This is a genomic window from Pseudoalteromonas sp. ND6B, from assembly GCF_000764215.1.
Lineage (GTDB): Bacteria > Pseudomonadota > Gammaproteobacteria > Enterobacterales > Alteromonadaceae > Pseudoalteromonas > Pseudoalteromonas tetraodonis.
Genome location: NZ_JQFL01000013.1, coordinates 1 through 23,886, shown reverse-complemented (window position 1 = coordinate 23,886; position 23,886 = coordinate 1). Strand labels below are relative to the sequence as shown.

Annotated in this window: 27 protein-coding genes and 1 rRNA gene; 21 read left to right on the top strand and 7 right to left on the bottom strand. The window is 42.3% G+C overall.

Annotated elements, in window-relative coordinates:
• Nucleotides 1-4: 4 nt before the first annotated feature.
• The gene (locus ND6B_RS15630; protein ID WP_033102760.1) at nt 5-3,280 is read left to right on the top strand and encodes an efflux RND transporter permease subunit; all 3,276 of its coding nucleotides are present in this window, start codon (nt 5-7) and stop codon (nt 3,278-3,280) included.
• Nucleotides 3,270-4,340, top strand: coding sequence for an efflux RND transporter periplasmic adaptor subunit (locus ND6B_RS15635; RefSeq protein ID WP_033102759.1), 1,071 nt, complete (start codon nt 3,270-3,272; stop codon nt 4,338-4,340). The genes ND6B_RS15630 and ND6B_RS15635 overlap by 11 nt, the downstream gene beginning before the upstream one ends.
• On the opposite strand, the gene ND6B_RS15640 is transcribed toward ND6B_RS15635, so the two are convergent.
• The 7 genes from ND6B_RS15640 to ND6B_RS15670 all read right to left on the bottom strand — a co-directional run bounded on the left by ND6B_RS15640 (nt 4,337) and on the right by ND6B_RS15670 (nt 11,498).
• Nucleotides 4,337-5,014: a nitroreductase family protein gene (locus ND6B_RS15640; protein ID WP_013466082.1), complete on the bottom strand. Its 678-nt coding sequence runs from the start codon at nt 5,012-5,014 to the stop codon at nt 4,337-4,339. The genes ND6B_RS15635 and ND6B_RS15640 overlap by 4 nt on opposite strands.
• Nucleotides 5,015-5,226: 212 nt before the next feature.
• On the bottom strand, nt 5,227-6,465 hold the full coding sequence (locus tag ND6B_RS15645) for an ABC transporter permease (protein ID WP_013466081.1): 1,239 nt from the start codon (nt 6,463-6,465) through the stop codon (nt 5,227-5,229).
• The gene (locus tag ND6B_RS15650; RefSeq protein ID WP_033102758.1) at nt 6,458-7,165 is read right to left on the bottom strand and encodes an ABC transporter ATP-binding protein; all 708 of its coding nucleotides are present in this window, start codon (nt 7,163-7,165) and stop codon (nt 6,458-6,460) included. The genes ND6B_RS15645 and ND6B_RS15650 overlap by 8 nt, the downstream gene beginning before the upstream one ends.
• Nucleotides 7,165-8,331: an efflux RND transporter periplasmic adaptor subunit gene (locus tag ND6B_RS15655; RefSeq protein ID WP_033102757.1), complete on the bottom strand. Its 1,167-nt coding sequence runs from the start codon at nt 8,329-8,331 to the stop codon at nt 7,165-7,167. The genes ND6B_RS15650 and ND6B_RS15655 overlap by 1 nt, the downstream gene beginning before the upstream one ends.
• A gap of 48 nt (nt 8,332-8,379) precedes the next feature.
• Nucleotides 8,380-9,090, bottom strand: a complete 711-nt coding sequence (locus tag ND6B_RS15660; protein ID WP_013466079.1) for a YIP1 family protein — start codon at nt 9,088-9,090, stop codon at nt 8,380-8,382.
• A 194-nt stretch (nt 9,091-9,284) separates the two neighbouring features.
• Nucleotides 9,285-9,962 carry a TorF family putative porin gene (locus tag ND6B_RS15665; protein WP_016899323.1) on the bottom strand — a complete coding sequence of 226 codons (678 nt, stop codon included), beginning with the start codon at nt 9,960-9,962 and terminating at the stop codon, nt 9,285-9,287.
• 372 nt (nt 9,963-10,334) lie between these two features.
• Nucleotides 10,335-11,498: a hypothetical protein gene (locus ND6B_RS15670; protein WP_033102756.1), complete on the bottom strand. Its 1,164-nt coding sequence runs from the start codon at nt 11,496-11,498 to the stop codon at nt 10,335-10,337.
• A gap of 266 nt (nt 11,499-11,764) precedes the next feature.
• Between ND6B_RS15670 and ND6B_RS15675 the strand changes: the two genes are divergently transcribed.
• From ND6B_RS15675 to ND6B_RS0118985, 19 genes are all read left to right on the top strand, one after another.
• Complete coding sequence (locus ND6B_RS15675) at nt 11,765-13,723, top strand: AsmA family protein (protein WP_033102755.1); 1,959 nt, start codon at nt 11,765-11,767, stop codon at nt 13,721-13,723.
• A gap of 274 nt (nt 13,724-13,997) precedes the next feature.
• Nucleotides 13,998-14,366 (top strand): 50S ribosomal protein L14, encoded by a 369-nt coding sequence (gene rplN / locus ND6B_RS15680; protein WP_008115397.1) that lies wholly within the window; start codon nt 13,998-14,000, stop codon nt 14,364-14,366.
• Between the two features lie 10 nt (nt 14,367-14,376).
• Nucleotides 14,377-14,691 carry a 50S ribosomal protein L24 gene (gene rplX / locus ND6B_RS15685; RefSeq protein WP_004589210.1) on the top strand — a complete coding sequence of 105 codons (315 nt, stop codon included), beginning with the start codon at nt 14,377-14,379 and terminating at the stop codon, nt 14,689-14,691.
• A gap of 16 nt (nt 14,692-14,707) precedes the next feature.
• On the top strand, nt 14,708-15,247 hold the full coding sequence (rplE, locus tag ND6B_RS15690; protein WP_010392500.1) for a 50S ribosomal protein L5: 540 nt from the start codon (nt 14,708-14,710) through the stop codon (nt 15,245-15,247).
• Between the two features lie 10 nt (nt 15,248-15,257).
• Nucleotides 15,258-15,563 carry a 30S ribosomal protein S14 gene (gene rpsN, locus ND6B_RS15695; RefSeq protein WP_006794245.1) on the top strand — a complete coding sequence of 102 codons (306 nt, stop codon included), beginning with the start codon at nt 15,258-15,260 and terminating at the stop codon, nt 15,561-15,563.
• A gap of 21 nt (nt 15,564-15,584) precedes the next feature.
• Nucleotides 15,585-15,977, top strand: coding sequence for a 30S ribosomal protein S8 (gene rpsH / locus ND6B_RS15700; RefSeq protein ID WP_016899320.1), 393 nt, complete (start codon nt 15,585-15,587; stop codon nt 15,975-15,977).
• Nucleotides 15,978-15,990: 13 nt separating this feature from the next.
• On the top strand, nt 15,991-16,524 hold the full coding sequence (gene rplF / locus ND6B_RS15705; protein ID WP_006794247.1) for a 50S ribosomal protein L6: 534 nt from the start codon (nt 15,991-15,993) through the stop codon (nt 16,522-16,524).
• A gap of 9 nt (nt 16,525-16,533) precedes the next feature.
• Nucleotides 16,534-16,884, top strand: a complete 351-nt coding sequence (gene rplR / locus ND6B_RS15710; RefSeq protein WP_008115388.1) for a 50S ribosomal protein L18 — start codon at nt 16,534-16,536, stop codon at nt 16,882-16,884.
• Nucleotides 16,885-16,893: 9 nt separating this feature from the next.
• A complete protein-coding gene (gene rpsE, locus ND6B_RS15715; RefSeq protein WP_008115387.1) occupies nt 16,894-17,400 on the top strand; it encodes a 30S ribosomal protein S5 in 507 nt (168 codons plus the stop codon).
• 3 nt (nt 17,401-17,403) lie between these two features.
• Nucleotides 17,404-17,586 (top strand): 50S ribosomal protein L30, encoded by a 183-nt coding sequence (rpmD, locus tag ND6B_RS15720; protein WP_008115384.1) that lies wholly within the window; start codon nt 17,404-17,406, stop codon nt 17,584-17,586.
• Between the two features lie 4 nt (nt 17,587-17,590).
• Nucleotides 17,591-18,025, top strand: a complete 435-nt coding sequence (gene rplO, locus ND6B_RS15725; protein WP_013466073.1) for a 50S ribosomal protein L15 — start codon at nt 17,591-17,593, stop codon at nt 18,023-18,025.
• Between the two features lie 10 nt (nt 18,026-18,035).
• The gene (gene secY, locus ND6B_RS15730) at nt 18,036-19,364 is read left to right on the top strand and encodes a preprotein translocase subunit SecY (protein WP_008115380.1); all 1,329 of its coding nucleotides are present in this window, start codon (nt 18,036-18,038) and stop codon (nt 19,362-19,364) included.
• Between the two features lie 22 nt (nt 19,365-19,386).
• Complete coding sequence (rpmJ, locus tag ND6B_RS19830) at nt 19,387-19,500, top strand: 50S ribosomal protein L36 (RefSeq protein ID WP_002959476.1); 114 nt, start codon at nt 19,387-19,389, stop codon at nt 19,498-19,500.
• A 125-nt stretch (nt 19,501-19,625) separates the two neighbouring features.
• Nucleotides 19,626-19,982 carry a 30S ribosomal protein S13 gene (gene rpsM / locus ND6B_RS15735; RefSeq protein WP_008115377.1) on the top strand — a complete coding sequence of 119 codons (357 nt, stop codon included), beginning with the start codon at nt 19,626-19,628 and terminating at the stop codon, nt 19,980-19,982.
• 12 nt (nt 19,983-19,994) lie between these two features.
• Nucleotides 19,995-20,381: a 30S ribosomal protein S11 gene (gene rpsK, locus ND6B_RS15740; protein ID WP_002959471.1), complete on the top strand. Its 387-nt coding sequence runs from the start codon at nt 19,995-19,997 to the stop codon at nt 20,379-20,381.
• Nucleotides 20,382-20,402: 21 nt separating this feature from the next.
• Entirely contained in the window at nt 20,403-21,023 is a 621-nt protein-coding gene (gene rpsD, locus ND6B_RS15745; protein ID WP_002959461.1) for a 30S ribosomal protein S4, read from the top strand.
• Nucleotides 21,024-21,047: 24 nt separating this feature from the next.
• On the top strand, nt 21,048-22,034 hold the full coding sequence (locus ND6B_RS15750) for a DNA-directed RNA polymerase subunit alpha (RefSeq protein WP_008115371.1): 987 nt from the start codon (nt 21,048-21,050) through the stop codon (nt 22,032-22,034).
• A 39-nt stretch (nt 22,035-22,073) separates the two neighbouring features.
• Complete coding sequence (rplQ, locus tag ND6B_RS15755; RefSeq protein WP_013466072.1) at nt 22,074-22,475, top strand: 50S ribosomal protein L17; 402 nt, start codon at nt 22,074-22,076, stop codon at nt 22,473-22,475.
• 980 nt (nt 22,476-23,455) lie between these two features.
• Nucleotides 23,456-23,886: ribosomal RNA gene (locus ND6B_RS0118985) — 16S ribosomal RNA — on the top strand; the annotation flags it as partial.

Genomic DNA, 23,886 nt, shown 5'->3' with positions numbered 1-23,886 from the left:
AGTTATGAGCATGATTGATAACGCAGTAAAAAGCAGCTTAAGTGGCCGTATTCCGGTTATTATTTTTGTGTTGTCGATTTTGTTTGGCTTATTTGCTTTACAACAAACAGCGCGAGAAGAAGAACCACAAATAGTGGTGCCTATGCTCGATATATACGTATCGGCGCCCAACGTAGAAGCTCCAGAGGTAGCCAGATTGGTTACCCAGCCACTTGAAAAGCTACTTGCCCAACTTGGCGGTGTGGAACATATTTATTCCACTACACAAACGAATGCCGCAGTGGTTACACTTCGCTTTGAGGTTGGCCATGACCGCGAACAAGCTATTTTAGATACCTATGCAAAACTTAACAGTTATCAACATACTATGGCTTCTGTTATCAAAAGTTGGCAAATACGGCCCGTTGAAGTGGATGATGTACCTATTGTTATGCTGGGGCTATACAGTAAAGACCCACAACTTTATGGTGATTACGAGTTAAACCGCTTTGCTAACGAAATAGCCAACAGTTTACAGCGTATTGAACACACCAGTGAAGTAAAAGTCATTGCTGGTCGTAAACGAACCCTCACCATTAATTTAAATGCCAGCGCATTGGCTGCCCACCAAACAACCGTAAATGACGTTTTTTATGCATTAAGCGTGTCTAATCAACTAACGCAAGTAGGCAGTGTGGTTGATGGTCAGCAGCAAATTGAATTGCAAGCAGGTGATGTTCTACGAAGTCAATCTGCTGTAGAACAGCTGGTAGTGAATGTTGTTAATGGCAAAAGTGTTTACTTGCTTGATGTTGCAAACGTTATTGATGGCCCAAGTGAAGCTAAGCATTACCAATGGCTTGCCCAATCGGCAAACCAGCAGCATTTACCAATGGTAACACTAAGCGTTGCAAAACAAACAGGCACGAACGCTGTTGCAGTTGCCAACGATGTTCATCAAATGATGGCGCAGCTAACACGCACGCTATTACCCCCTGAGGTGAGCTATGCGGTATTAAGAGATTATGGCGAAACTGCCGATGAAAAAGTAAATAACCTCACTTCAAGTTTAGTCTTTGCGGTCTTTACTGTGGTGATATTTGTGGGGGTGTTTTTAGGTTGGCGTCCGGCGGTTGTGGTAGGGCTGGCTGTGCCTATTTGTTATGGCATTACATTGGCTCTGGATTTTGCATTTGGCTATACCATTAACCGGGTGACCTTGTTTGCGCTTATTTTATCTTTGGGTTTACTGGTAGATGACCCAATCACAGGTATTGATAATATTAGCCGCTTTTTGAATAAAAAAGGCGATAAAAAACAGCAGATTGTTGGCGCAATGAGCGAAATTAGAAGTGCCTTACTTATGTCTACGCTCACTATTATGGTGGCGTTTATTCCACTGGCGTTTATTACCGGAATGATGGGGCCGTACATGGCACCTATGGCATTTAATGTGCCGGTTAGCGTGATGGTTTCTACCATTGTTGCATTTTTTGTAACCCCTTGGCTTGCGATGAAGTTACTCAAGCCTGATAACGAACAACCCTCCGAGCTTGCTCCTAAAGTTGGTGCATATCAAAGAATATTAAGCCCATTATTGGTTTCTAAGGGGCGAGCAAAACTTGTTTTGTGGCTAACCCTAGCATTATTTATCATTAGTGCCATGTTACCCGTGATGCGTTTGGTGCCTTTAAAGCTACTCCCTTTTGATAATAAAAATGAGCTGCAAGTGCTGATAGATATGCCAGAGGGGACTAATCTGGAGCGCACAGCTGCATTTACTAAACAAATCCAAACACTCACATGGCAATTAAACGAAGTAAGTGAAATAGCGGCCTATGTTGGTCAACCTTCAAGTATGGACTTTAACGGTATGGTGCGCGGTTATTATCGCCGTGATGCAGCGAATCTCGCCGAGCTGAGGGTATTGTTAGTGGATAAGTCTAAGCGCGATCATCAATCGCATGGAGTAGTTATGCGCCTTCGCGAACAGCTCGCGATGCTAGCAACCGATGGCATTGTAATAAAAGTGGTTGAAGTACCACCAGGGCCGCCGGTACTGAGTACCTTAGTTGCTGAGGTTTACCGAGATGCTTTTGTTGATGAGCAAACACATTCTCACGCTGCCTTGCAGTTAGCTGCGCGTTTACAACAAGAGCCTCATGTAGTTGAAGTCGATACCTCAATGGTGGCACCCTCGCCATTACAGCGCTTTGTTACCAATAAAACCAAGGCCTCACTCAGTGCGGTTTCAACTCAAAATATTGCACAAACACTCAGTATTGCCTCTCAAGGTGAAAACGTGGGTGTACTTTATGTGAGCAATGAAACAGAGCCCGTTGATATTAAATTACAGCTACCTTATAGCGAGCGAAATCAACTATCGCAATTACTTGCACTTCAGGTTAGGGGCGACAGAGATTTAGCTAAAACTAGCAACGAGTTTGGTTTAAGCAGTGCGCCAAGGCCGTTAGTATCACTTTCAGAACTCGGTGAATTTACACAACATCATGTTGCTAAAACGATTGTTCGTAAAGATCAGCGCGACGTGATTTATGTTATGGCTGAGCTTAATGGGCGCACACCAGCGGAAGTGATTGCTGATGTGAATGCTGATTTAAATGTATCAAACGATGAGTTTGTTAAAACATCGTGGGTAGGTCGTCACTTTTTTAATAATGGCGGAACAGCCCCATGGCAACTACCACAAGGAACCCATGTCAGCTTTAGCGGCGAGGGGGAATGGCGCATAACCATTGATGTATTTAGAGATATGGGCATTGCCTTTGCGTTTGCGCTCAGTGCCATATTTATAATTTTACGGGTACAAACACAGTCGGCGAGTTTATCGCTGATTATCATGTCGGCTATTCCGTTAACAGTGATAGGTATAATGCCAGGTTTTTGGCTGTTAAATCAGTTTGGTGAGCGCTCCATAGCAAGTGCCCCAGAGCCGGTATTATTTACTGCCACAGCGATGATAGGCATGATTGCCCTTGCAGGTATCGTGGTGCGTAACTCACTTATTTTGGTTGAGTTTATTAATCAAGCTCGTGGCCAAGGCATGGCAATTAAAGAGGCGCTTGTTGCAGCGGGTACGGTGCGAATGCGCCCTGTGCTCCTAACCGCAGGTACCACTTTATTAGGTAACTTAGTGATCACACTCGATCCGGTATTTAGCGGGCTCGCGATTGCGATTATTTTTGGCATTGTGGCGTCTACATTATTTTCATTATTTGTAGTACCGCTTGTTTATTATTTAGTGTTTGCAAGCACAGAGGATGAAGCGCATGCAGGGTAAATCAAAACTTATAGGCACATTTGCCGCGTTATTTGTCATTATTATGGCTGTGTTTTATATGGCAGGCAGCTTTTCTGACAAGCAAGCTGCTGGCTTAAAAGAATCACAAATAACGAGCTATCAAGGTGAGCGAGTAACGGTAACGCTGCAAAGTATTGCAGGCACTGAGCAGGTACCAGGTAGTGTAATAGCAAAACAAAATACGCAAATTTCATCGCATGTTATGGCGCAGGTTGAGCAGTTAAAAGTACGTGCTGGCGATAAAGTCGCTAAGGGCGATTTACTTATTATGCTCAAGCAAGATGATTTTAAAGCGGCGTTAGCGCAAAGCAGCGCAAATATTAATGCGGTGCAAGCGTCGTTAACGCAAGCTAAAAAGCAACTAGCCAGAATGATTGATTTAAATGCGCAAGGATTAGTATCTGTTAGTGAATTAGATGACGCCAAAGCAAAGTTTGAAAACTTAACCGCTAATTTAGCGGTTGCTAAGCAACAGCAAACGCAAGCTCAGGTATCGCTTAATTATACGCGTATTACTGCCCCTATTTCGGGCGTGGTCGTTGAGCGCCTAACTGAACCTGGCGATACTGCAACACCCGGTAAACCGCTGATTACTTTGTATAACCCATTACAGTTACAGCTTGAATTTAATGTACGTGAACAACAAGCAGTAAAATTAAGAGTCGGGGACAGTTTAAATGTGGTATTACCTTCTCTAGATATAACAACACCCGCAACGGTGAGCGAAATTGTACCAGTGGCAGATAACGCGGCGCGCAGCTTGCTTATTCGTTTAGAAGCCGATGCGCAACTTGGTTTAATGCCAGGCCTTTATGCTCAACTACAGTTACCAATAAAAAGTACCCAAGGTGTATTAATTGATCCACGTTGGGTGCATGAGTTTGGTCAGCTCAATATGGTGTATGTACTTGAAAACGAAACGCTGGTTAAACGTTTCGTGCGTTTAGGCAGTATTATAAATAACCAGCAACACGTAATAGCAGGCCTAAAAGAGGGTGATGTACTTGCTGTTGATTACATGCCAAGTCAAAGCGATTAAATAAAACTCGCAATTTCATCAATCGACTTTTTATCTAGGGCGTGCAGCGGCACTGTTGCATGCTCATCTGGGTAACCAGTAATAAGTAACATATAAGGGCGTTCGTTGTCTTTATCACGTCCACAAATATCGGTTAGAAAACTCATCGGTTTTGGTGTGTGGGTAAGTGTTGCAAGGCCTGCGCGGTGCAAGGCTTGAATTAAAAAGCCAGTGGCAAGGCCTACCGATTCATGCACATAGTAATTCGTGTTTTTATCGTCCGTATTTACACCCCCCTTTTTTTGACTAAACACCGCGATTAACCATGGCGCGTGCTCTAAATAGGGTTTGTTAGCATCAGTGCCTAAGGGTTTTAATGCATCAAGCCATTCTTCGCCTGCGCGACCTTCATAAAATGAGCGCTCTAGCTTTTCAGCGGCCTCTCGTATTTGTTTTTTAACATCTGCACTATTAATGGCTACAAAATGCCAAGGCTGGTGGTTTGCGCCACTAGGCGCTGTACCTGCCGCTTTTATACAGGTTTCGATGATTTCTTTTGGCACTGGGCGGTTACTAAAGCTGCGAATACTATGACGGCGTTGACTCGTTTGTAAAAACTCATTCGCACGCGTCAGCATTTCCTCTTGAGGGTATTCTATAAAATCGGCTAATGGTTGGCTTTTATGATTTTGCATGGCTGTTCGCTTCTTATTTTTAGAGTGTGTGGTTTAAAATAGCAGCAAAGGCTTTATCTGCTAAGGTTTATAAAACCCGCGCTACGCATAAAATATTTATATCATATTACAAGGCTTAGCCAATAGATAAGAGCCTATTAGGTATCCTAAAACAGTAAAAGTCAGCTATTTTAGGATACTATTTTAAGCAAACAGGTCGCTATTTTGAGTGTTTATTCATAACGTAAGGCATCAATGGGATTAAGCCTAGCTGCTTTTATTGCGGGAGCTAAACCAAATACAATACCGATTAAAGAGGTAAAACCAAACGACAGCATAATAGCCCAGCCTGGTATATAAGCGTCGGGCATGCTTGGTACAGAGAGCGAAATGAGCTCGGCAGCACCATAGCCAATGACTAAGCCAATTAAGCCTCCAAATAATGACAGCACCACGGCTTCAACTAAAAATTGCAGCATGATAAAACCAGGAGTCGCCCCCAGTGCTTTTAATGTGCCTATCACACGGGTGCGTTCGGTGACAGATACAAGCATAATGTTCATTACACCAATACCGCCAACAACAAGACTGATACCTACAATCCCTGCGGTAATTGCTGTAGCGCTACCTGTAAATTTATCAACGTTAGCGCGTGCTTTTTCAGCTGTTTCAAATTCAAAGTCGTTTTCTTGATTGTCTTTTAGTTTATGTAATTGGCGTAAAATGCGAGTGATTTTAGCAAGTACCAATTCTTCATCACTGTCTTCTTTGAGTCTAAACATAATTTGTACATTGCTGCTGCTACTTGGACCCTCTAATGCGCTCATGGTACTGATGGGAATATTAATATAATCGTCTTGATCGAACCCCAATAAACTACCTTGTTTTTCAGCCACGCCAATAATTCTAAACCACTCGCCGCCAAGTTTAATATATTCGCCTACAGGGTTTTTTGGCAGGTTTAGCTTTTCAATAATGGATGGACCAATAAAAGCGACTCGACGGCGCTTTTCATCATCCTCTGCGCGAATAAAGCGCCCAAGTTCTGGAAAGGTTCTATACGCTTTTTGGTAATCTTGCTCTGTACCCATTACTCGTGATGAGTGGCTTTTATTTCCATATTCAGCGCCACCAGAAAAACGCCAAGTAAACATCAGTGCAGTGAGTGTTTCAGCCTCTTTTACTCGGGCTTTTAAGACTAAAAAATCGTTGTAAGTGAGTTTAGCATTTTTGCCCACCATTTCTTGTTCAATGCTGGTAAAGGGTTTAATTGTGGTTACATCAGGTGCCATATCTGCGAGTTGATCGTTAATTTGCTTAGTAAAGCCTTGCATAACGGCTACCACTGTAATAACCGCGGCAACCCCAATTATAATCCCTAAACAAGTGAGTGCGCTTCGCATGGCATTGGCTTTAATGGCCATTAGTGCTGCTTTTGTTCCTTCCATAATTGCAATAGCAGATTTAAACATGCTGTTTGTCTCCTTCACCTTTACGCACATCGCTCACTACCTTGCCATCAACTAAGCGAATAACTCGCTGGCAATGATCTGCAATATCTTGTTCGTGAGTTACCAAAATAATGGTGTGGCCTTCATTATGTAGCTCATCAAATAGCGCCATAATTTCAGTGGTAGTTTTGCTGTCTAGATTCCCGGTTGGTTCGTCACCGAGTAAAATATGCGGTTTAGTCACTAGCGCTCGTGCAATGGCAACACGCTGGCGTTGCCCACCAGACAACTGGCTTGATAGATGATCCACTTTATCACCGAGTCCTACACGTTTGAGTGCATCGAGGGCTTTTTGTTTACGTTGTTTTGCGGGTATAAACCTATAAACCAAAGGCTGCATCACATTTTCAAGTGCCGACGCACGCGGAAGTAAGTTAAAGCTCTGAAAAATAAAGCCAACACTTTCGTTACGCTGATGAGCGAGCTCGGTTTCTGTCATACTTTTTACAAGTTTATCTTTTAAAAAGTAATCCCCAGTAGTTGGAGTATCTAAGCAACCCAATAAGTTCATTAAAGTTGACTTACCTGAACCTGAAGGACCGATTATAGCGACATACTCGTTTTCATTAATGACCACGTTTACATCATCTAGGGCCTTAAATATTTGCTCACCCATTTTGTATTGCTTGTTAATATGCTCAAGCTTGATTACCGCCGACATTATTGCGCATCCTTGGCAGTTGTTTGCTTAACTTTTACCGTATCATTTTCTTTTAGTTTACTGATAGGACGTGCAGGGCCAATAACAATTCGCTCCCCTTTATTTAAACCTTGGGTAATTGCTTGCTCTATATCTGAAGAAATACCCACTTCTACATAGGCTTTGCTTACAGTGTTATCGTCGTTTAAACGCCATACAAACGTTTTGTCATCTTCTTTTTGTACGGCTTCGATAGGGAGCTTTAAGCCATTCACAGCAAGGCTTGTTGCGATTTCTGCACGGCAGCTCATACCTGCATATAGTTGCCTATCGGTATTATCAAGTAACACTTTCACTCGAAATGATAAACCTTGTGAACCTGCTTGGTTTTTTGCTGAGGTTCCAATGTTAATGACCTTGCCAGTGAAGGGTTGATTGGGGTACGCAGCAGCATAAATATCTGCATGCTGGTCCAATTTAATGCCAGCAATATCAGTTTCATCAACTCTGAGCTCAGCTAAAATAGCGCTTGGGTCGGCAACCAGCATTAAATCTGAGCCAATAATATTAGTGGTGCCGGCAATAACGGTTTCGCCTTCTTTAATATTTACTGAGGCGAGCAAACCACTCATTGGAGCACGAAATACACTTTTGCTAAGTCTATCTTCAGCGATTGAAAGAGAGGCTTTGGCTTGATTATAAGACTCTACTCTGGCTTCAATATCTATTTTGGCAAGGTCGCGTGCATTTTGTAAGTTCTCGTATACTTCTTGCCCTGCTAGGCCTACGTCATAAAGCTCTTTTTGACGTTTAAGCTGACGTTCAAAGTTCAAAAGGCGTGTTTTACTGTGTTTAATTTCTATTTCGCTAGCTCGCAATACCGCTTTATTACGTGTTACTTCTGACTCAAAAGCAGTGGTATCTAAGCGCATTAAAATGTCGCCTTGTTTTACACTTTGCCCTTCTTCAACAAACACCTTGTCGACTCGTCCGGTTACCTCTGAACGTAACTGCACTTGAGTATTAAAGACTAAATTGCCAGAGGCCATAATGGAGTCTGCAATACTACCTTGCTCAACCTGTGCAACATTTACCTCTGGTGCTTTTTCATCGCCAGTAATTTGCTTTGATACGATAAGAGCAATAAAAGCTGCAATTGCAAGGGTAATGATAATCGCTTTTTTCATTTTTATTTCCGTATTTATGAGTAGGCAGAAAAGTTTGCCTACATTCCTTTAAGCAACAATAATAATTGTCCAGATGCTGTAAATGATAATGGTCGGTAGCGCAGCAAAAAGAAGTGCTTTATTAAAGCTGAAATTAGTCCAACACTTTAACCCAATAGCAACCAAAGCTATGCTCCAAAGACTAAAAATACTTAAACTCTCCATCATATTATAGAAGCTATCTCCAAGCTCTAATCCCAGAAATAACTGATTTATAGACGCGTAATTGAATAAACTAATAGGTAATTCATTGTTACTGGCTGTAAGAACTAGCGCAACAACACCTAAACTTGAAATAACCATGGGCATCATGCTCCAAACACCAAAACCATACCACGCACCATAGCTATAATTAGCATCAGGGTCTTGCTTAGATATCAACATGTAATACCCAGATAGGAGTGCATTTATAAAAAGAAGGCCGAAAATACCCCCGCCAATTGCAAACCACACTTGGTTATCGAGGCTTTGCTCCATACTTTGACGGATCATTTTTTTCTCGCCGATTGTGGCATCCACACTCGCTGCAGCAACCTGCTGGTCTAAAATAAATTGTGAGTCTGCAGTGGTATAAAATGTATAAGCAGAGGCTGCAAGGGTTAGAGCGAGAAGTGCAAAAGCAAGCCAAGACCAGCCTTTAGCTTCTTTTAGCCCATTAAAAGCCTTGCTTGGGCTGATAAAAATGTCGATACAAGCAGATAGCGCGTTAGATGACTTCATGATTATTCCTTTATGATTTTCTCAATAGTGAACTATATAGTTATCAGTCATATACTAAGGTAAAAGCGAGGTAAGTTGATTTATTAATTGTAACGGTTTGTTAACAAGGTGTGGCGTGATTAGATCTAGTTAAGTTATTTAAAACGAGAAAGGGCCTTTCGGCCCTTAGTGTTGCAGCAAGTAACACATTCTTTTTATAGGCTAAAGTCGACAGCGTAGGCTACATAAGCTTTAACATCTGAGCCGTCCATGTCGTTATCAGATAGGCCAAAGGTAAAACCATCTTTAGACACTGATACACCATAATCAATAATATTGTCATCACCGATGAAATCGCCTGAGTAATGCCCTATGTGTAGCGCCATTTCAGTGCCATTGCTACCAACAGCGAAGCTGTAATCGGCGTTTAAATACAGTGAATCACCAAAATCAGTACCATCACCACTGGCAGCAGATGTTGCAAGTACGGCTGCACCAAATGTAAAACCTTGCACACTAATGCTACCGTAAACTTCTGAAAAATCTGCATCGGCACCTGATGCCGCATCTGGGTAAGCGTAATAAATATAACCTACGTCATAACTTACGTTTTCATTAATAGCGCCGCCAAAACCGGCGTATAAGTCTAGTTCGTAGGTCATTTCATCGGCCCAAGACGCATTTGACGCCCACGTACCTGCATAAAATCCAGATTCATTAGCGTAATCAATACCGCCAGATACAGCTGCATCGCCCCCAGTTTGCTCTTGTCCGCGCCATAAGTAGTTAGAAGTAGCGGCTGCATTGGCTGTTACTTCGGCAAATGCAGTAGTTGATGTCATTCCTGTTAATGCCAATGCACCGATGAGTATTGTTTTTTGTAGTTTTAGCATGTTTCATTTCCCATTGTATGATTTTGCACGCCAAGGTTTTTTATTATAAACGACTACAACCTTTTGAACGGCGGCGTATTATTACGTTACTGCAGGGGGAATTGCACTGTATGTGCCAGCTTCCATTTATTTAATAAAAAATAAATTTTATATTATAAAACAAGGTGTTGAAGTTATGCGCAAAGACGCTTAGTGAAAAGTATGTAAGGAAAGAACACACTGCTGGTGCAAAAAAAAGCCTGGCTGCACCATTAGAGCGCTACCAGGCTATCTATATTAGGATCTATTGACCTTTGAAAATTTAACCTTGAAAGGTCTACAGACCCTAACGTTAAGCTAGTTTATTAAAGCTAATTGCGTTTGATATACGTTTTAACCAAAAATGGTACGCATAAGTGTAATTGTTTCGTTTACACTACGGCCTTTTTGTACTTCGCTAATAATAGAGTCACGTTTAGCACGAATATGTTCTGGGATATCATCAGCAGCAAGAGCGCGATCCACTAAAATCTCAGCAGATTCTTTACCTCGGCGTGGCGCTTTACTGCTGCTCGAAGTGCTACGTGTAGGTTTATTTAGTAGCTTAATGTAGTTAGAGTTATCTGCAGTATTCGTATCTGCATAATAAAAAAAGCAAGGTATTAGCGCTTTTATATCCACTAACTGAGTTTCTAGTTCATTACCTGCATTGGCCATTTTAAACCATGACATAGCGTGAATGCTTTGTACTACATCTTGCCAGTAACGCTCAAAGTCACGGTTATTTAATTTGGTGATACCAAGTGCGGAGCAAAGTGCATCTAAGCGACTGTTACTAATCGGTGTAAATACATCAGGGCGGCGCATTGCTAATAAACGGGTGGCAGGCGCCAGAGTTGGTTTTTCATCACTACCATTAAATGCACTCAAATAAGCAATTACAAATTGTTGGTAATTACCTAGCGCTACATCACCCTCAAGTGGAATGTTGCTGAGTGCATCGTCGAATGCACCTGGCAAATCAGCCAGCATCAGGTGAAAACCTTTGGCGCTTTTGGTAGAGGCAAACCATTCTACATCAAAGTTATAAGTACTCGGATCGAGTGATGCCATATGCTTACCGCTAAAAGCGAGTAAGTCTTCAGGGATCATATCTTTTAACGGCTTTTCACGCAGGCCTGAGATATAAGCAGTTAAACGTAATTGCTCATCAAGTGCCACCAGTTCTTTATGTTGTTCTACAAACATACTCACTACCGGCCAAGGTGCTACCCGTAATGTTTTTAACTGTAAAAAGCTAATCGCTGAAATAAGTTGGTCGTGCAGTTTTTTTAATAATGGTAATTGTGAGGTTTCGAGTAAGTCGTAATTAATGCGGTCGCGGCTTGCACTTAATAGCTCGTAACACCAACCTAAAAAATCTTCTGGATGGTTTTCCACTTTCACGGCCATCAGGTTTAGGCTTAGCTCTGAAGATTGCTTCAGAATGTTTTGATAAATTTGACTTTCTTGTTCGCCTAATGCCATTTTTGACGGTGAAATTAGCAGTTTCTTCATGCCTTGTAGACTCTCCGGTTAGATATATTTTTTAGTCGCTACATTTTAGCTTATTTAGGCTAAATACAACAGGGGCGCGCATCATACCGAACAATTGCAGCAATGTAATCAGGGGCATGAATCTTTAAATTTATTAAAATGAGTTTTGAAAACCTGATTTTAAAAAGGGATGCCCTAATTGATATGTTTTTTATTTATTTAACAATGCTTTTAGTGTTAACTCCCGCTATGATAAGAACATTATTTGCACGTTTGAAAGGATGATCATGAAGACCTTATTTAAAGTTATTGGTGTCATATTATTGCTATGCATAGCGTTAATTGTTGCTGCACCTTTTTTAATTCCTACTGATACCATTTTTAATAAAGTGTCTGAGCAGGTTGAAAAAACAACCGGGCGCACATTAACCATAAAGGGCGATAAAACCCTCAGTGTATTCCCTGCATTAAAATTAGAGCTTAATGATGTGCATTTTGCCAATATGCCTAGCGGCTCTCGCGCTGATATGGCAAGTATGCAGCAACTTGCCGTTCATATTCCTTGGCTTTCATTACTCGGTGGCGAGTTAAAGCTAGAAAAGTTTGTCATTAATGAGCCTGATATTTTGCTAGAAACCGATAAAAACGGTAAAGCTAACTGGCAGTTATTTGATGCAGTGGCCAAGCAACCTGAGCAGCAAACTCAATCGGGTGAGGCAGTCAAACTACCTGAAAACTTTGATATTCAATTAGGTGAAGTCGCTATTTATGGCGGGTCGTTTACATATTTAGATGGTCAAACGGGTGCTAAACAACAAATTAGCGATTTAGAACTGGCTATATTACTGCCTTCACTGCGCAAACAGCTCGAAGTCAAAGGGGCTATTACTTATATGCAAGAGCGATTTGAGCTTGATGTAAAACTTGATACTCCAGCAAAAGCGATTGAAGGTGCCCCATTTAATGTAAAGCAAACGCTTAACTCACGTTTAGTCGATTTAACGTTTGATGGCAGCATAGCCAAACAAGGCCAAGATATTAAAGGATTATTAGCACTTAACGGTGATTCAGTTAAAAATATTGCTAACTGGCAAGGGGTTGACTTAAACGCTAAAGACAATGCGTTTAATGCCTTTAGTATCAATACCCAAATGCACTTGCTCAGTGAGGAGTTTAACCTAACAGAATTAGTTGCAACGCTCGATGCTCTCGAGATTAAAGGTAAAAGTAAGGTGAATCTAGGCAGCCGTTTAGCGGTTAATGCTGATATTGACCTAGGGATGCTTGATTTAAATCCTTACTTACCAGAAACCGTAGCTAAAAAAGAAGCCCCAGTAAAAGACGAGTCTAAGCCTGCAGAGCCAATAGTGTGGGATGATACTAAAATTGATTTAAGTGGCTTAAGTGCATTAGATGCAAATGTGATTGTTCGTTCAAGTGGTTTAAAAGCTAACGACATTAAACTAGGCGCTAATCAGTTTACTATGGCACTTAAAAATAGCATTGCTAAATTAAGTTTAGACAGCTTTGCGGCTTATGAAGGAACAGGTAAAGGGGTGGTGACTATCAATGCTCAAAATACCCCTTATAAAATAGCAACCAACTTCGATTTAGATAAAATAGACGCACAGCCATTACTTAGCGATGCTGCAGGCTTTGATAAGCTAATGGGCAAGGGCTCTTTAAGTTGGAATCTAACCACGGCAGGGCAAAGCCAAAAAACATTCATTAACGCGCTTAATGGTAAGCTAGGGTTCAAGTTCGCGGATGGTGCCGTTAAGGGAGCAAACGTAGCGGAAATGGTGCGTAAGGGTAAAGAGCTAGTTAAAGGCAACTTTAATGCCGTGTCTGAGGGATTAGATACAGGATTTGAAGAATCTGAGAAAACCGATTTCTCTGCACTTTCTGGTAGTTTTAACTTTACCAATGGCGTAGGCAAAAATACTGATTTATCGTTGATCAGCCCTTTAATACGCATTTCAGGTGAAGGAGACGTTGATTTACCGCAAACGCTGGTTAACTATCGACTAGTAACAGGCGTCGTGGACTCTATTGAAGGTCAAGGTACAACCGATGACAGTACTGGCTTTAAAGTTCCTTTACGCATAAAAGGCCCGTTTCATGACGTGAATATAAAGCTTGATGTAAGCAATGCTTTAAAAGATGAAGCTAAGCAAAAGCTTGATGATGCAAAAGACAAAGCTAAAGATAAAATTAAAGACAAATTAAAAGGTTTGTTTGGCTAATTTTAATTACTGATATAAAACAAGGCATCAACAAGATGCCTTGTTTGTTTTATAACCACCTGTAAATTAGATAAATAGCATAGAAAACCTCGTTTTAATTTAGCATCCCTATTAAATTAATTAAAAAATAACCTACCACTCCCCCCTCAATGCTGATACAATTGCCCGCCCTTAAGAGACATCTAGTATGTTTTTTGAGTGGAATTCAATCGAAATGTCTTGATTTTAAACAAATTTAAGACAAGTTGTAATTACTACACCGGAGGTCATTAACATGATCCAAATGCAAACTCAGCTGGAAGTTGCTGATAACAGCGGCGCTCGCAAAGTGCAGTGTATAAAAGTCCTTGGTGGTTCACACCGTCGCTATGCAGCGATTGGCGATATCATTAAAGTTTCTGTAAAAGAAGCGATTCCTCGCGGTAAAGTGAAGAAAGGTGATGTTAAAAACGCGGTAGTTGTGCGTACCAAAAAAGGCGTTCGTCGTCCAGACGGTTCATTGATCCGTTTCGACAGCAATGCGGCTGTTATCTTAAATGATAACTTGCAGCCTATTGGTACTCGTATTTTCGGCCCTGTGACTCGCGAACTTCGTAATGAAAAGTTCATGAAAATCGTTTCACTAGCCCCAGAAGTACTGTAAGGAGTCTATCATGGCAGCAAAAATCCGTCGTGATGACGAAGTAATCGTACTAGCAGGTAAAGACAAAGGTAAGCGCGGCAAAGTGCTTTCAGTTGTAACCGAGTCTGGTCGAGTATTTGTCGAAGGCATTAACTTAATCAAGAAACACCAAAAGCCGGTTCCACAGTTGAACCAAGCTGGCGGTATTGTTGAGAAAGAGGCGTCTATCGACGTATCAAACGTTGCGATCTACAACTCGGAAACGAGCAAAGCAGATCGTGTAGGTTTCAAGATTGAAGATGGTAAGAAATTACGTATCTTTAAATCTACTGGTAAAACTATCTAATAGTTGGAGTAGAATGATGGCGAAACTGCATGAAGTATATAAAGACAAAGTAGTTGCTGAACTTCAAGAGAAGTTTGGTTTCAGCTCTGTCATGCAAGTCCCTCAGATCGAGAAGATCACATTAAATATGGGTGTGGGCGAAGCCTTAGCTGACAAGAAGATTTTAGATAACGCTGTTGCGGATCTAGAAGCTATCTCTGGTCAGAAACCTTTAATCACTAAAGCACGCAAATCTGTTGCTGGCTTCAAAGTGCGTGAAGGTTACCCGATTGGTTGTAAAGTAACCCTACGCGGCGAGCGTATGTGGGACTTTTTTGAGCGTTTGGTTTCAATCGCTATCCCACGTATCCGTGACTTCCGTGGTGTGAGTGCTAAGTCTTTTGATGGACGCGGTAACTACAGCATGGGCGTACGTGAACAAATCATCTTCCCAGAAATTGATTATGATAAAGTAGACCGTGTACGCGGTATGGATATCACAATCACTACATCTGCGAAATCAGATGAGGAAGGCCGTGCGTTGTTAGAAGCGTTTAACTTCCCATTCAAGAAATAAGGGTAGGGTTATGGCAAAGAATTCTATGAAAGCGCGCGAAGCAAAGCGCACTAAACTAGTTGCTCAGTACGCTGAAAAGCGTGCAGCACTAAAAGCTATCATCAGTGATGTTAATACATCTGAAGATGATCGTTGGGACGCGGTACTTAAGCTACAAGCTTTACCTCGTGATTCTAGCCCTGCACGTCAACGTAATCGTTGTAACATTACGGGCCGCCCACATGGTTTCCTTCGCAAATTCGGCATGAGCCGTATTAAAGTTCGCGAAGCAGCTATGCGCGGTGAAATTCCTGGCCTTAAAAAGGCTAGCTGGTAATAGAATCATGGGAGTAAGACTATGAGCTTGCAAGATCCTATCGCGGATTTATTTACACGAATCCGTAACGGTCAGTCAGCGAAGAAAGTATCTGTAACGATGCCTAATTCGAAACTGAAAGTAGCAGTAGCTAATGTATTAAAAAATGAAGGTTACATCGCAGACTTCTCAGTAAGTGGTGATGTAAAACCTGAGCTTTCTATCGAGTTAAAGTACTTCGAAGGCAAAGCTGTTATTGAAAATATCCAGCGTGTAAGTCGCCCTGGTCTACGTATCTATAAGAGACGTGACGAATTACCAAAGGTAATGGGTGGTTTAGGTATCGCTATCGTATCAACTTCTAAAGGCCTAATGACAGACCGCGCAGCACGTAGTGCAGGCGTTGGTGGTGAAATCATTGGTTTTGTAGCTTAATCGGAGGGGAACTATGTCTCGCATAGCAAAGGCACCAATAAACGTTCCTGCCGGTGTAGAAGTTACATTAAAAGGCCAGGAAATCACAGTTAAAGGCAAAAACGGTGAACTTACTCGTACTATCAACGATGCAGTTGAAGTACAAGTTAACGACAACGTTATTACAACTTTACCTCGTGAAGGCGTAGCCAATGCATGGGCACAAGCAGGTACTGCTCGCGCTCTAATCAACAACATGGTTGTTGGTACGCATGAAGGTTACGAGAAGAAACTTCAGTTAGTAGGTGTTGGTTACCGTGCTGCAGCTAAGGGCAAAGTTTTAGACTTAACTCTTGGTTTCTCGCACCCAGTTAATTTCGCAGTTCCTGAAGGAATTACGATTGAAACTCCAAGCCAAACAGAAGTTCTAGTTAAGGGCGTAGATAAGCAGTTAGTTGGTCAAACAGCTGCTAACATTCGTGCATACCGTAAACCTGAGCCTTATAAAGGTAAAGGTGTTCGTTATTCAGATGAGAATGTACGCCGTAAAGAGGCTAAGAAGAAGTAAGGTAAGACGATGGATAAAAAAACAGCTCGTCTACGTCGTGCTAAACGCACTCGTAGAAATTATATTGAACAAGGCACAACGCGTCTTGTTATCCACCGCACGCCACGTCACATTTACGCTCAAGTTGTAAACGCTGAGGGTAATGTACTGGCTGCTGCTTCTACTGTTGAGAAAGCTATTAGCGAAACAGTTAAAGGCACAGGCAACGTTGCAGCTGCACAAGCAGTTGGTAAAGCGGTTGCTGAACGTGCGGCTGACAAAGGCATCGAAAAGATTGCTTTTGATCGCAGTGGCTTTAAATATCACGGCCGTGTGAAGGCGCTAGCTGATGCTGCGCGTGAAGCCGGTTTGCAATTCTAGGAGTAGACAATGGCTAACGTAGAAGCAAAGCAACAACAGCCTGATTTAGCTGAAAAGCTAATCGCGGTGAACCGTGTGTCTAAAGTAGTTAAAGGTGGTCGTATCTTTAGCTTTACTGCACTAACTGTAGTTGGTGATGGCGCAGGTAAAGTAGGTTTCGGTTATGGTAAAGCACGTGAAGTTCCAGCTGCTATTCAAAAAGCAATGGAAAAAGCACGTCGTAACATGATCAACGTAGACCTAAATGGCAACACATTACAGCATCCTGTTAAAGGACGTCATGCTGGCTCACAAGTGTTTATGAAACCAGCATCTGAAGGTACTGGTATCATTGCAGGTGGTGCTATGCGTGCAGTACTTGAAGTGACTGGTGTGCAGAACGTACTTTCTAAATGTTACGGTTCTACTAACCCGATCAACGTTGTACGTGCAACGATCTCAGCTCTTGAGAACATGAATTCTCCTCAGTCGATCGCTGCAAAACGTGGTCTTCGAGTAGATGAGATTTTGGGGTAAACCATGGCTAATAAAACTGTAAAAGTAACACAAGTAAAAAGCTCTATCGGTCGTTTACCGAAGCATAAAGCTACATTACGCGGTCTTGGTTTACGTCGTATCAATCACACTGTTGAGTTAGAAGACACAGCATGTGTACGTGGTATGATTAACCAGGTTTATTACATGGTTAAGGTAGAGGGGTAATTCGATGCATTTGAATACACTTTCACCTGCTGCAGGTTCAAAAACTGCTCCAAAACGTGTTGGTCGTGGTATCGGTTCTGGTCTTGGTAAGACTGGTGGCCGTGGTCACAAAGGTCAAAAATCACGTTCTGGCGGTAAAGTACGCGTTGGTTTCGAAGGCGGTCAAATGCCTATGCAACGTCGTCTACCTAAGTTCGGTTTCACTTCTCGCAAATCATTAGTATCTGCAGAAATTAACCTATACGAAATCGCTAAAGTTGAAGGCGATGTGGTAGACCTAAGCGCGTTACAAGCAGCTGGTCTAGTTAAAAAGAACGTTCAGTTCGTTAAAGTTGTTAAATCTGGCGAAGTTTCACGCGCTGTTACCGTTAAAGGCCTTAAGGCTACTAAAGGTGCACGCGAAGCTATCGAAGCTGCCGGAGGCAAGGTAGAAGACTAAGGAAGTACTAATGGCTAAACCAGGTCAAGATACACAAAGTGCACAAGGTGGACTTTCGGAATTGAAGCGCCGATTACTCTTCGTATTGGGTGCTATCATAATTTACCGTCTAGGTTCATTTGTGCCGATCCCTGGGATTGACGCCGCTGTACTTGCCGATTTCTTCGAGCAACAAAAGGGCACCATTGTTGAGATGTTCAACATGTTTAGCGGTGGTGCGCTTGAGCGAGCTTCAGTGTTAGCACTGGGTATCATGCCGTATATCTCGGCTTCGATTATTACGCAACTATTAACGCATATGTATCCGCCGTTTATAGAGCTTAAGAAAGAAGGTGAGCAAGGGCGTAAAAAGATAAGCCAGTACACACGCTACGGCACGCTTGTGCTTGCTACTATCCAATCAATCGGTATTGCCACAAGCTTACCGGGCATGATGAACGGGTTAGTTGTTAACCCAGGTATGGGATTCTATTTCACCGCAGTGGTGAGTTTAGTAACCGGTACTATGTTCCTTATGTGGTTGGGCGAACAGATAACAGAACGTGGTATCGGTAACGGTATCTCAGTTCTAATATTTGTTGGTATTGTAGCTAACCTGCCGTCTGCTATTGGTTCGACAGCCGAAATGGCGCGCCAAGGTGATTTGAATGTTTTTGTACTGTTGATGGTTGCGGTTATAGTATTCGCTGTTACTTATCTTGTTGTATTCTTTGAACGTGGACAACGACGTATCGTTGTTAACTACGCCAAACGTCAACAAGGTCGTCAAGTATTTGCTGCTCAAAGCACGCATTTACCTCTGAAAGTAAATATGGCGGGTGTTATTCCACCAATCTTCGCTAGCAGTATAATTCTGTTCCCTGGTACAATTGCAAGCTGGTTCGGCCAGGGTGAAGGTCCGGTTGCTGATGTGCTACAAGCAATTGCTACAACGTTGACTCCAGGTCAGCCTTTGTATGCAATGGTTTTAGCTGCGGCTATCATCTTCTTCTGCTTTTTCTACACAGCGTTGGTTTTTAACCCGCGTGAAACGGCAGACAACCTGAAAAAATCTGGCGCATTTATCCCAGGTATTCGTCCAGGTGAGCAGACATCTAAATACATTGATAAAGTGATGACACGCCTGACATTGGCAGGTGCTTTGTATATAACCTTTATCTGTCTGGTGCCCGAATTCATGACTATGGCATGGCAAACGCCATTCTATTTCGGCGGTACATCAATTTTGATTATCGTTGTAGTAATCATGGACTTTATGGCACAAGTACAGACGCATCTGATGTCACATCAGTATGATTCTGTGCTGAAAAAAGCGAACCTTAAAGGCTACGGTCGATAAGGTCAGTTTACGGAGTTGAGCAATGAAAGTACGTGCTTCCGTTAAGAAAATATGCCGTAACTGTAAAGTTATTAAACGTGCTGGTGTAGTACGCGTAATTTGCAGTGAGCCTAAGCATAAGCAAAGGCAAGGCTAAGTAAACAGTCGTGCAGGCTGAGGTTTCTCGGCCTGTGTTTTTAGTTGTGATTTGGTCTTCGTTTGAGTATCCTTACGGGCTTTTCAAACAGATGATTACCAAATTCAAATATAGGAGATGTGTTAGTGGCCCGTATCGCTGGCATTAACGTCCCTGATCATAAACATGCAGTTATTGGTTTAACAGCTATTTATGGCATAGGTAAGACTCGCTCTAAGGCTATCTTAGAAGCGACTGGTATCGCCGAGACCACAAAAATCGGTGAACTTTCAGACGAAACACTTGACGTATTGCGTGAAGCAGTTGGCAAGTACACTGTAGAAGGTGACCTTCGTCGTGAAGTTACTTTGAATATCAAGCGCCTTATGGACCTTGGTTGTTTCCGTGGCCTACGTCACCGTCGCTCTTTACCACTTCGTGGTCAAAGAACAAAGACTAACGCGCGTACCCGTAAGGGTCCTCGTAAGCCTATTAAGCGATAAGGGGATAGTAAAATGGCTAAGACACCAATTCGTCGTAAAAAGGTTAAAAAGCAAGTTGCTGATGGTATGGCTCATGTTCATGCGTCTTTCAACAACACTATTGTAACGATTACCGACCGTCAAGGTAATGCACTATCATGGGCTACTGCCGGTGGTTCAGGTTTCCGTGGTTCACGTAAATCTACTCCATTTGCTGCTCAGGTTGCTGCAGAGCGTGCAGGTACTGCTGCTCAAGAATACGGTTTAAAAAATCTAGAAGTTTTCATCAAAGGTCCAGGTCCAGGTCGTGAATCTGCTGTACGTGCTTTGAATGCTGCTGGTTACCGTATCACCAACATTACTGACGTGACGCCAATACCACACAATGGTTGTCGTCCACCGAAGAAACGTCGCGTTTAACAATAGGTTAGGAGAAATAACATGGCAAGATATTTGGGCCCTAAGCTCAAGCTGAGTCGTCGTGAAGGTACTGACCTGTTCCTTAAGAGCGGCGTAAGAGCTATCGACTCTAAGTGTAAACTTGAGACTGCACCTGGTCAGCACGGCGCTCGTAAAGGACGCTTATCTGATTACGGTTTACAATTACGTGAAAAGCAAAAAGTACGTCGTATCTACGGTGTATTAGAAAAGCAATTCCGTAACTACTACAAAGAAGCTGCTCGCCTTAAAGGTAATACAGGTGAAAACTTGTTACAGCTTTTAGAGCAACGTTTAGACAATGTTGTATATCGCATGGGTTTTGCTAGCACACGCGCTGAAGCACGTCAGTTAGTAAGCCACAAAGCGATTCTAGTTAATGGTCGTGTTGTGAACATTCCTTCATACGTAATTACTCCAGAAGATACTGTTGTAATCCGTGAGAAGTCTAAGACACAAGCACGTATCATCGCTGCTCTAGAGTTGGCTGAGCAACGTGAAAAGCCGACTTGGGTTGAAGTTGACGGTAAGAAATTGGAAGGTAGCTTCAAGCGCCTACCTGAGCGTTCAGATCTGTCTGCGGACATTAATGAACAACTAATCGTCGAACTTTACTCTAAGTAAAGTTAAGAGTTAAGAGAGGATAAAATGCAGGGTTCTGTTACAGAATTTCTAAAACCAAGGTTAGTCGATATCGACGCTATAAACCCAACGCGTTCTAAAGTAGTTTTAGAACCACTCGAGCGTGGCTTTGGTCACACTTTGGGTAATGCCTTACGCCGTATACTGTTATCATCTATGCCTGGATGTGCAGTAACTGAAGTTGAAATCGACGGTGTATTGCATGAGTACAGCGCGAAAGAAGGCGTACAAGAAGACATCATTGAAATACTACTAAACCTTAAAGGTCTAGCGGTAACGTTAGAAGGCAAAGATGAAGTTTTTCTGACCCTGACTAAATCTGGTGTAGGCCCTGTGACTGCGGCAGATATTCAGCACGATGGCGATGTAACAATTGCTAACCCAGATCATGTTATTTGTAATTTAACTACAAATAACAGCGAGATCAGCATGCGTATTCGTGTTGAGCGTGGTCGTGGTTATGTGCCGGCATCTAGTCGTTTATCCTCTGATGACGATGAGCGTCCAATTGGTCGATTGCTGCTTGATGCATCATTCAGCCCAGTTGAACGTATTGCGTACTCGGTTGAATCAGCCCGTGTTGAGCAACGTACAGACTTAGACAAGTTAATCATTGATATGGAAACAAACGGCACTTTAGATCCTGAAGAAGCGATCCGCCGTGCGTCTACTATCTTAGCTGAGCAACTAGATGCATTCGTAGATTTACGCGATGTAACTGAGCCAGAAGAGAAAGAAGAGAAGCCAGAATTCGATCCTATTCTACTTCGTCCAGTTGATGATCTTGAACTAACAGTACGTTCAGCAAACTGTTTGAAAGCCGAGCAAATTCAATATATCGGTGATTTAGTTCAGCGCACTGAAGTTGAGCTTCTTAAAACGCCTAATTTAGGTAAGAAGTCTCTAACTGAAATAAAAGACGTGCTAGCTTCACGTGGTCTTTCTCTAGGTATGCGCCTAGAAAATTGGCCGCCTGCAAGCCTAGCTGAATAATCTAAATCACTATATTAGTTTAGTTAGAAGGATAGGGTCATGCGCCATCGTAAGAGTGGTCGTCAATTAAACCGTAACAGTAGCCATCGTAAAGCGATGTTCAGCAATATGGCAGGTTCTTTGGTGAAACATGAAATCATCAAAACTACTTTGCCTAAAGCGAAAGAGTTACGCCGTGTAATTGAACCTTTAATCACACTGGCTAAGACTGACAGCGTAGCAAATCGCCGTTTAGCATTTGCCCGCACGCGTGATAATGAAGTAGTTGGTAAATTGTTCAGCGAAATCGGTCCTCGTAATACAGACCGTCCAGGTGGTTACACTCGTATTCTTAAGTGTGGCTTCCGTGCTGGTGATAATGCACCAATGGCTTATATTGAACTAGTTGGTCGCCCAGCGGCGAGCGAAGAAGTTCAAGAAGACGCACAGTCTGCAGAGTAAGTCTTTAAAGAGACACCAAAAAGCCGAGCTTATGCTCGGCTTTTTAATACCTAAAATTTATCACACGGTAATAGGGTCGCGACAAGTCCTCCCCAATTTTTTTATCAATAATAAACAACAGCCCCATATCAATAAAGGCAGTCTATTTGCTACTAACAGAAAAATAGTTCGCTTATTTAAATACTTTCTTCATGTTACCCCTGACCTATATATGCTATTTAGCTATGATTGGTAAAAATAAGCTAATTATATAACTTAAGGTTGTGATTAACGTCATAGGTTGAAACAGTAAATACATAAGTAAAGAAAGCCTTACCTATATGCTATGTTTTTTGCCAAATGCCCTTAGTGTTCTACTAGCTAAAATAGTTATAGCAAGAAATCGGATGCTATTTGCAAGCGATTTCAACATCAACATCAACACGTTATCATTAAAAAATAACTTATAACCTCATTTGAAGCTAAATATGCTTGAGTTTAGTTGTCTTTTTAAGCGTTTAGTTGTAATTTTGTTCGAACAGTCATTTATTTCAAGTTTTCTTCAAAAAAGGGTTGATCTGTTTTCGGATCTCCCTATAATGCGACCCCACTGAGACGGCAGAGCGCAACGCATAGCGAGGCACGAGCTACTCAGTGAGTCGAGTAAAACTTAGTTTCGAAAACTTTCAAGTTTAGAGAAATTAAGTGTTGACAAAAAAATAGGAAAGCGTAATATGCGCAGCCCTAGCGAGATAAAGTTAAACGCTTTAATCGCAACGTTCTTTAACAATATAAAGCAATCATCTGTGTGGGCACTCGTACAGATTGAGTTCTAACAGCCAAGCTACTTAGGTAGTGAGGTAAACAAATTTAGAGTCTCAATTGAAACTGAGTGACCAACAGAATAATTACTTAGGTAGTTATTCAGCACAGTCAATTCAATATCGAAAGATATTAAATAATTCAGAATTCATTGAGCTGTCGAAAGACATAAAACTTTTTAATTGAAGAGTTTGATCATGGCTCAGATTGAACGCTGGCGGCAGGCCTAACACATGCAAGTCGAGCGGTAACAGAAAGTAGCTTGCTACTTTGCTGACGAGCGGCGGACGGGTGAGTAATGCTTGGGAACATGCCTTGAGGTGGGGGACAACAGTTGGAAACGACTGCTAATACCGCATAATGTCTACGGACCAAAGGGGGCTTCGGCTCTCGCCTTTAGATTGGCCCAAGTGGGATTAGCTAGTTGGTGAGGTAATGGCTCACCAAGGCGACGATCCCTAGCTGGTTTGAGAGGATGATCAGCCACACTGGGACTGAGACACGGCCCAGACTCCTACGGGAGGCAGCAGTGGGGAATATTGCACAATGGGCGCAAGCCTGATGCAGCCATGCCGCGTGTGTGAAGAAGGCCTTCGGGTTGTAAAGCACT

Coding starts and splice junctions, on each gene's coding strand:
- ND6B_RS15750 (WP_008115371.1), top strand. CDS start 21,048: ATGCAGGGTTCTGTTACAGAATTTCTAAAACCAAGGTTAGTCGATATC.
- rpsK (WP_002959471.1), top strand. CDS start 19,995: ATGGCTAAGACACCAATTCGTCGTAAAAAGGTTAAAAAGCAAGTTGCT.
- rpmD (WP_008115384.1), top strand. CDS start 17,404: ATGGCTAATAAAACTGTAAAAGTAACACAAGTAAAAAGCTCTATCGGT.
- rpmJ (WP_002959476.1), top strand. CDS start 19,387: ATGAAAGTACGTGCTTCCGTTAAGAAAATATGCCGTAACTGTAAAGTT.
- ND6B_RS15670 (WP_033102756.1), bottom strand. CDS start 11,498: ATGAAGAAACTGCTAATTTCACCGTCAAAAATGGCATTAGGCGAACAA.
- ND6B_RS15630 (WP_033102760.1), top strand. CDS start 5: ATGAGCATGATTGATAACGCAGTAAAAAGCAGCTTAAGTGGCCGTATT.
- rplN (WP_008115397.1), top strand. CDS start 13,998: ATGATCCAAATGCAAACTCAGCTGGAAGTTGCTGATAACAGCGGCGCT.
- ND6B_RS15640 (WP_013466082.1), bottom strand. CDS start 5,014: ATGCAAAATCATAAAAGCCAACCATTAGCCGATTTTATAGAATACCCT.
- ND6B_RS15655 (WP_033102757.1), bottom strand. CDS start 8,331: ATGAAAAAAGCGATTATCATTACCCTTGCAATTGCAGCTTTTATTGCT.
- rplR (WP_008115388.1), top strand. CDS start 16,534: ATGGATAAAAAAACAGCTCGTCTACGTCGTGCTAAACGCACTCGTAGA.
- rpsD (WP_002959461.1), top strand. CDS start 20,403: ATGGCAAGATATTTGGGCCCTAAGCTCAAGCTGAGTCGTCGTGAAGGT.
- ND6B_RS15665 (WP_016899323.1), bottom strand. CDS start 9,962: ATGCTAAAACTACAAAAAACAATACTCATCGGTGCATTGGCATTAACA.
- ND6B_RS15635 (WP_033102759.1), top strand. CDS start 3,270: ATGCAGGGTAAATCAAAACTTATAGGCACATTTGCCGCGTTATTTGTC.
- secY (WP_008115380.1), top strand. CDS start 18,036: ATGGCTAAACCAGGTCAAGATACACAAAGTGCACAAGGTGGACTTTCG.
- rpsH (WP_016899320.1), top strand. CDS start 15,585: ATGAGCTTGCAAGATCCTATCGCGGATTTATTTACACGAATCCGTAAC.
- ND6B_RS15675 (WP_033102755.1), top strand. CDS start 11,765: ATGAAGACCTTATTTAAAGTTATTGGTGTCATATTATTGCTATGCATA.
- rplX (WP_004589210.1), top strand. CDS start 14,377: ATGGCAGCAAAAATCCGTCGTGATGACGAAGTAATCGTACTAGCAGGT.
- ND6B_RS15650 (WP_033102758.1), bottom strand. CDS start 7,165: ATGTCGGCGGTAATCAAGCTTGAGCATATTAACAAGCAATACAAAATG.
- ND6B_RS15645 (WP_013466081.1), bottom strand. CDS start 6,465: ATGTTTAAATCTGCTATTGCAATTATGGAAGGAACAAAAGCAGCACTA.
- rpsN (WP_006794245.1), top strand. CDS start 15,258: ATGGCAAAGAATTCTATGAAAGCGCGCGAAGCAAAGCGCACTAAACTA.
- rplQ (WP_013466072.1), top strand. CDS start 22,074: ATGCGCCATCGTAAGAGTGGTCGTCAATTAAACCGTAACAGTAGCCAT.
- ND6B_RS15660 (WP_013466079.1), bottom strand. CDS start 9,090: ATGAAGTCATCTAACGCGCTATCTGCTTGTATCGACATTTTTATCAGC.
- rplO (WP_013466073.1), top strand. CDS start 17,591: ATGCATTTGAATACACTTTCACCTGCTGCAGGTTCAAAAACTGCTCCA.
- rplE (WP_010392500.1), top strand. CDS start 14,708: ATGGCGAAACTGCATGAAGTATATAAAGACAAAGTAGTTGCTGAACTT.
- rplF (WP_006794247.1), top strand. CDS start 15,991: ATGTCTCGCATAGCAAAGGCACCAATAAACGTTCCTGCCGGTGTAGAA.
- rpsE (WP_008115387.1), top strand. CDS start 16,894: ATGGCTAACGTAGAAGCAAAGCAACAACAGCCTGATTTAGCTGAAAAG.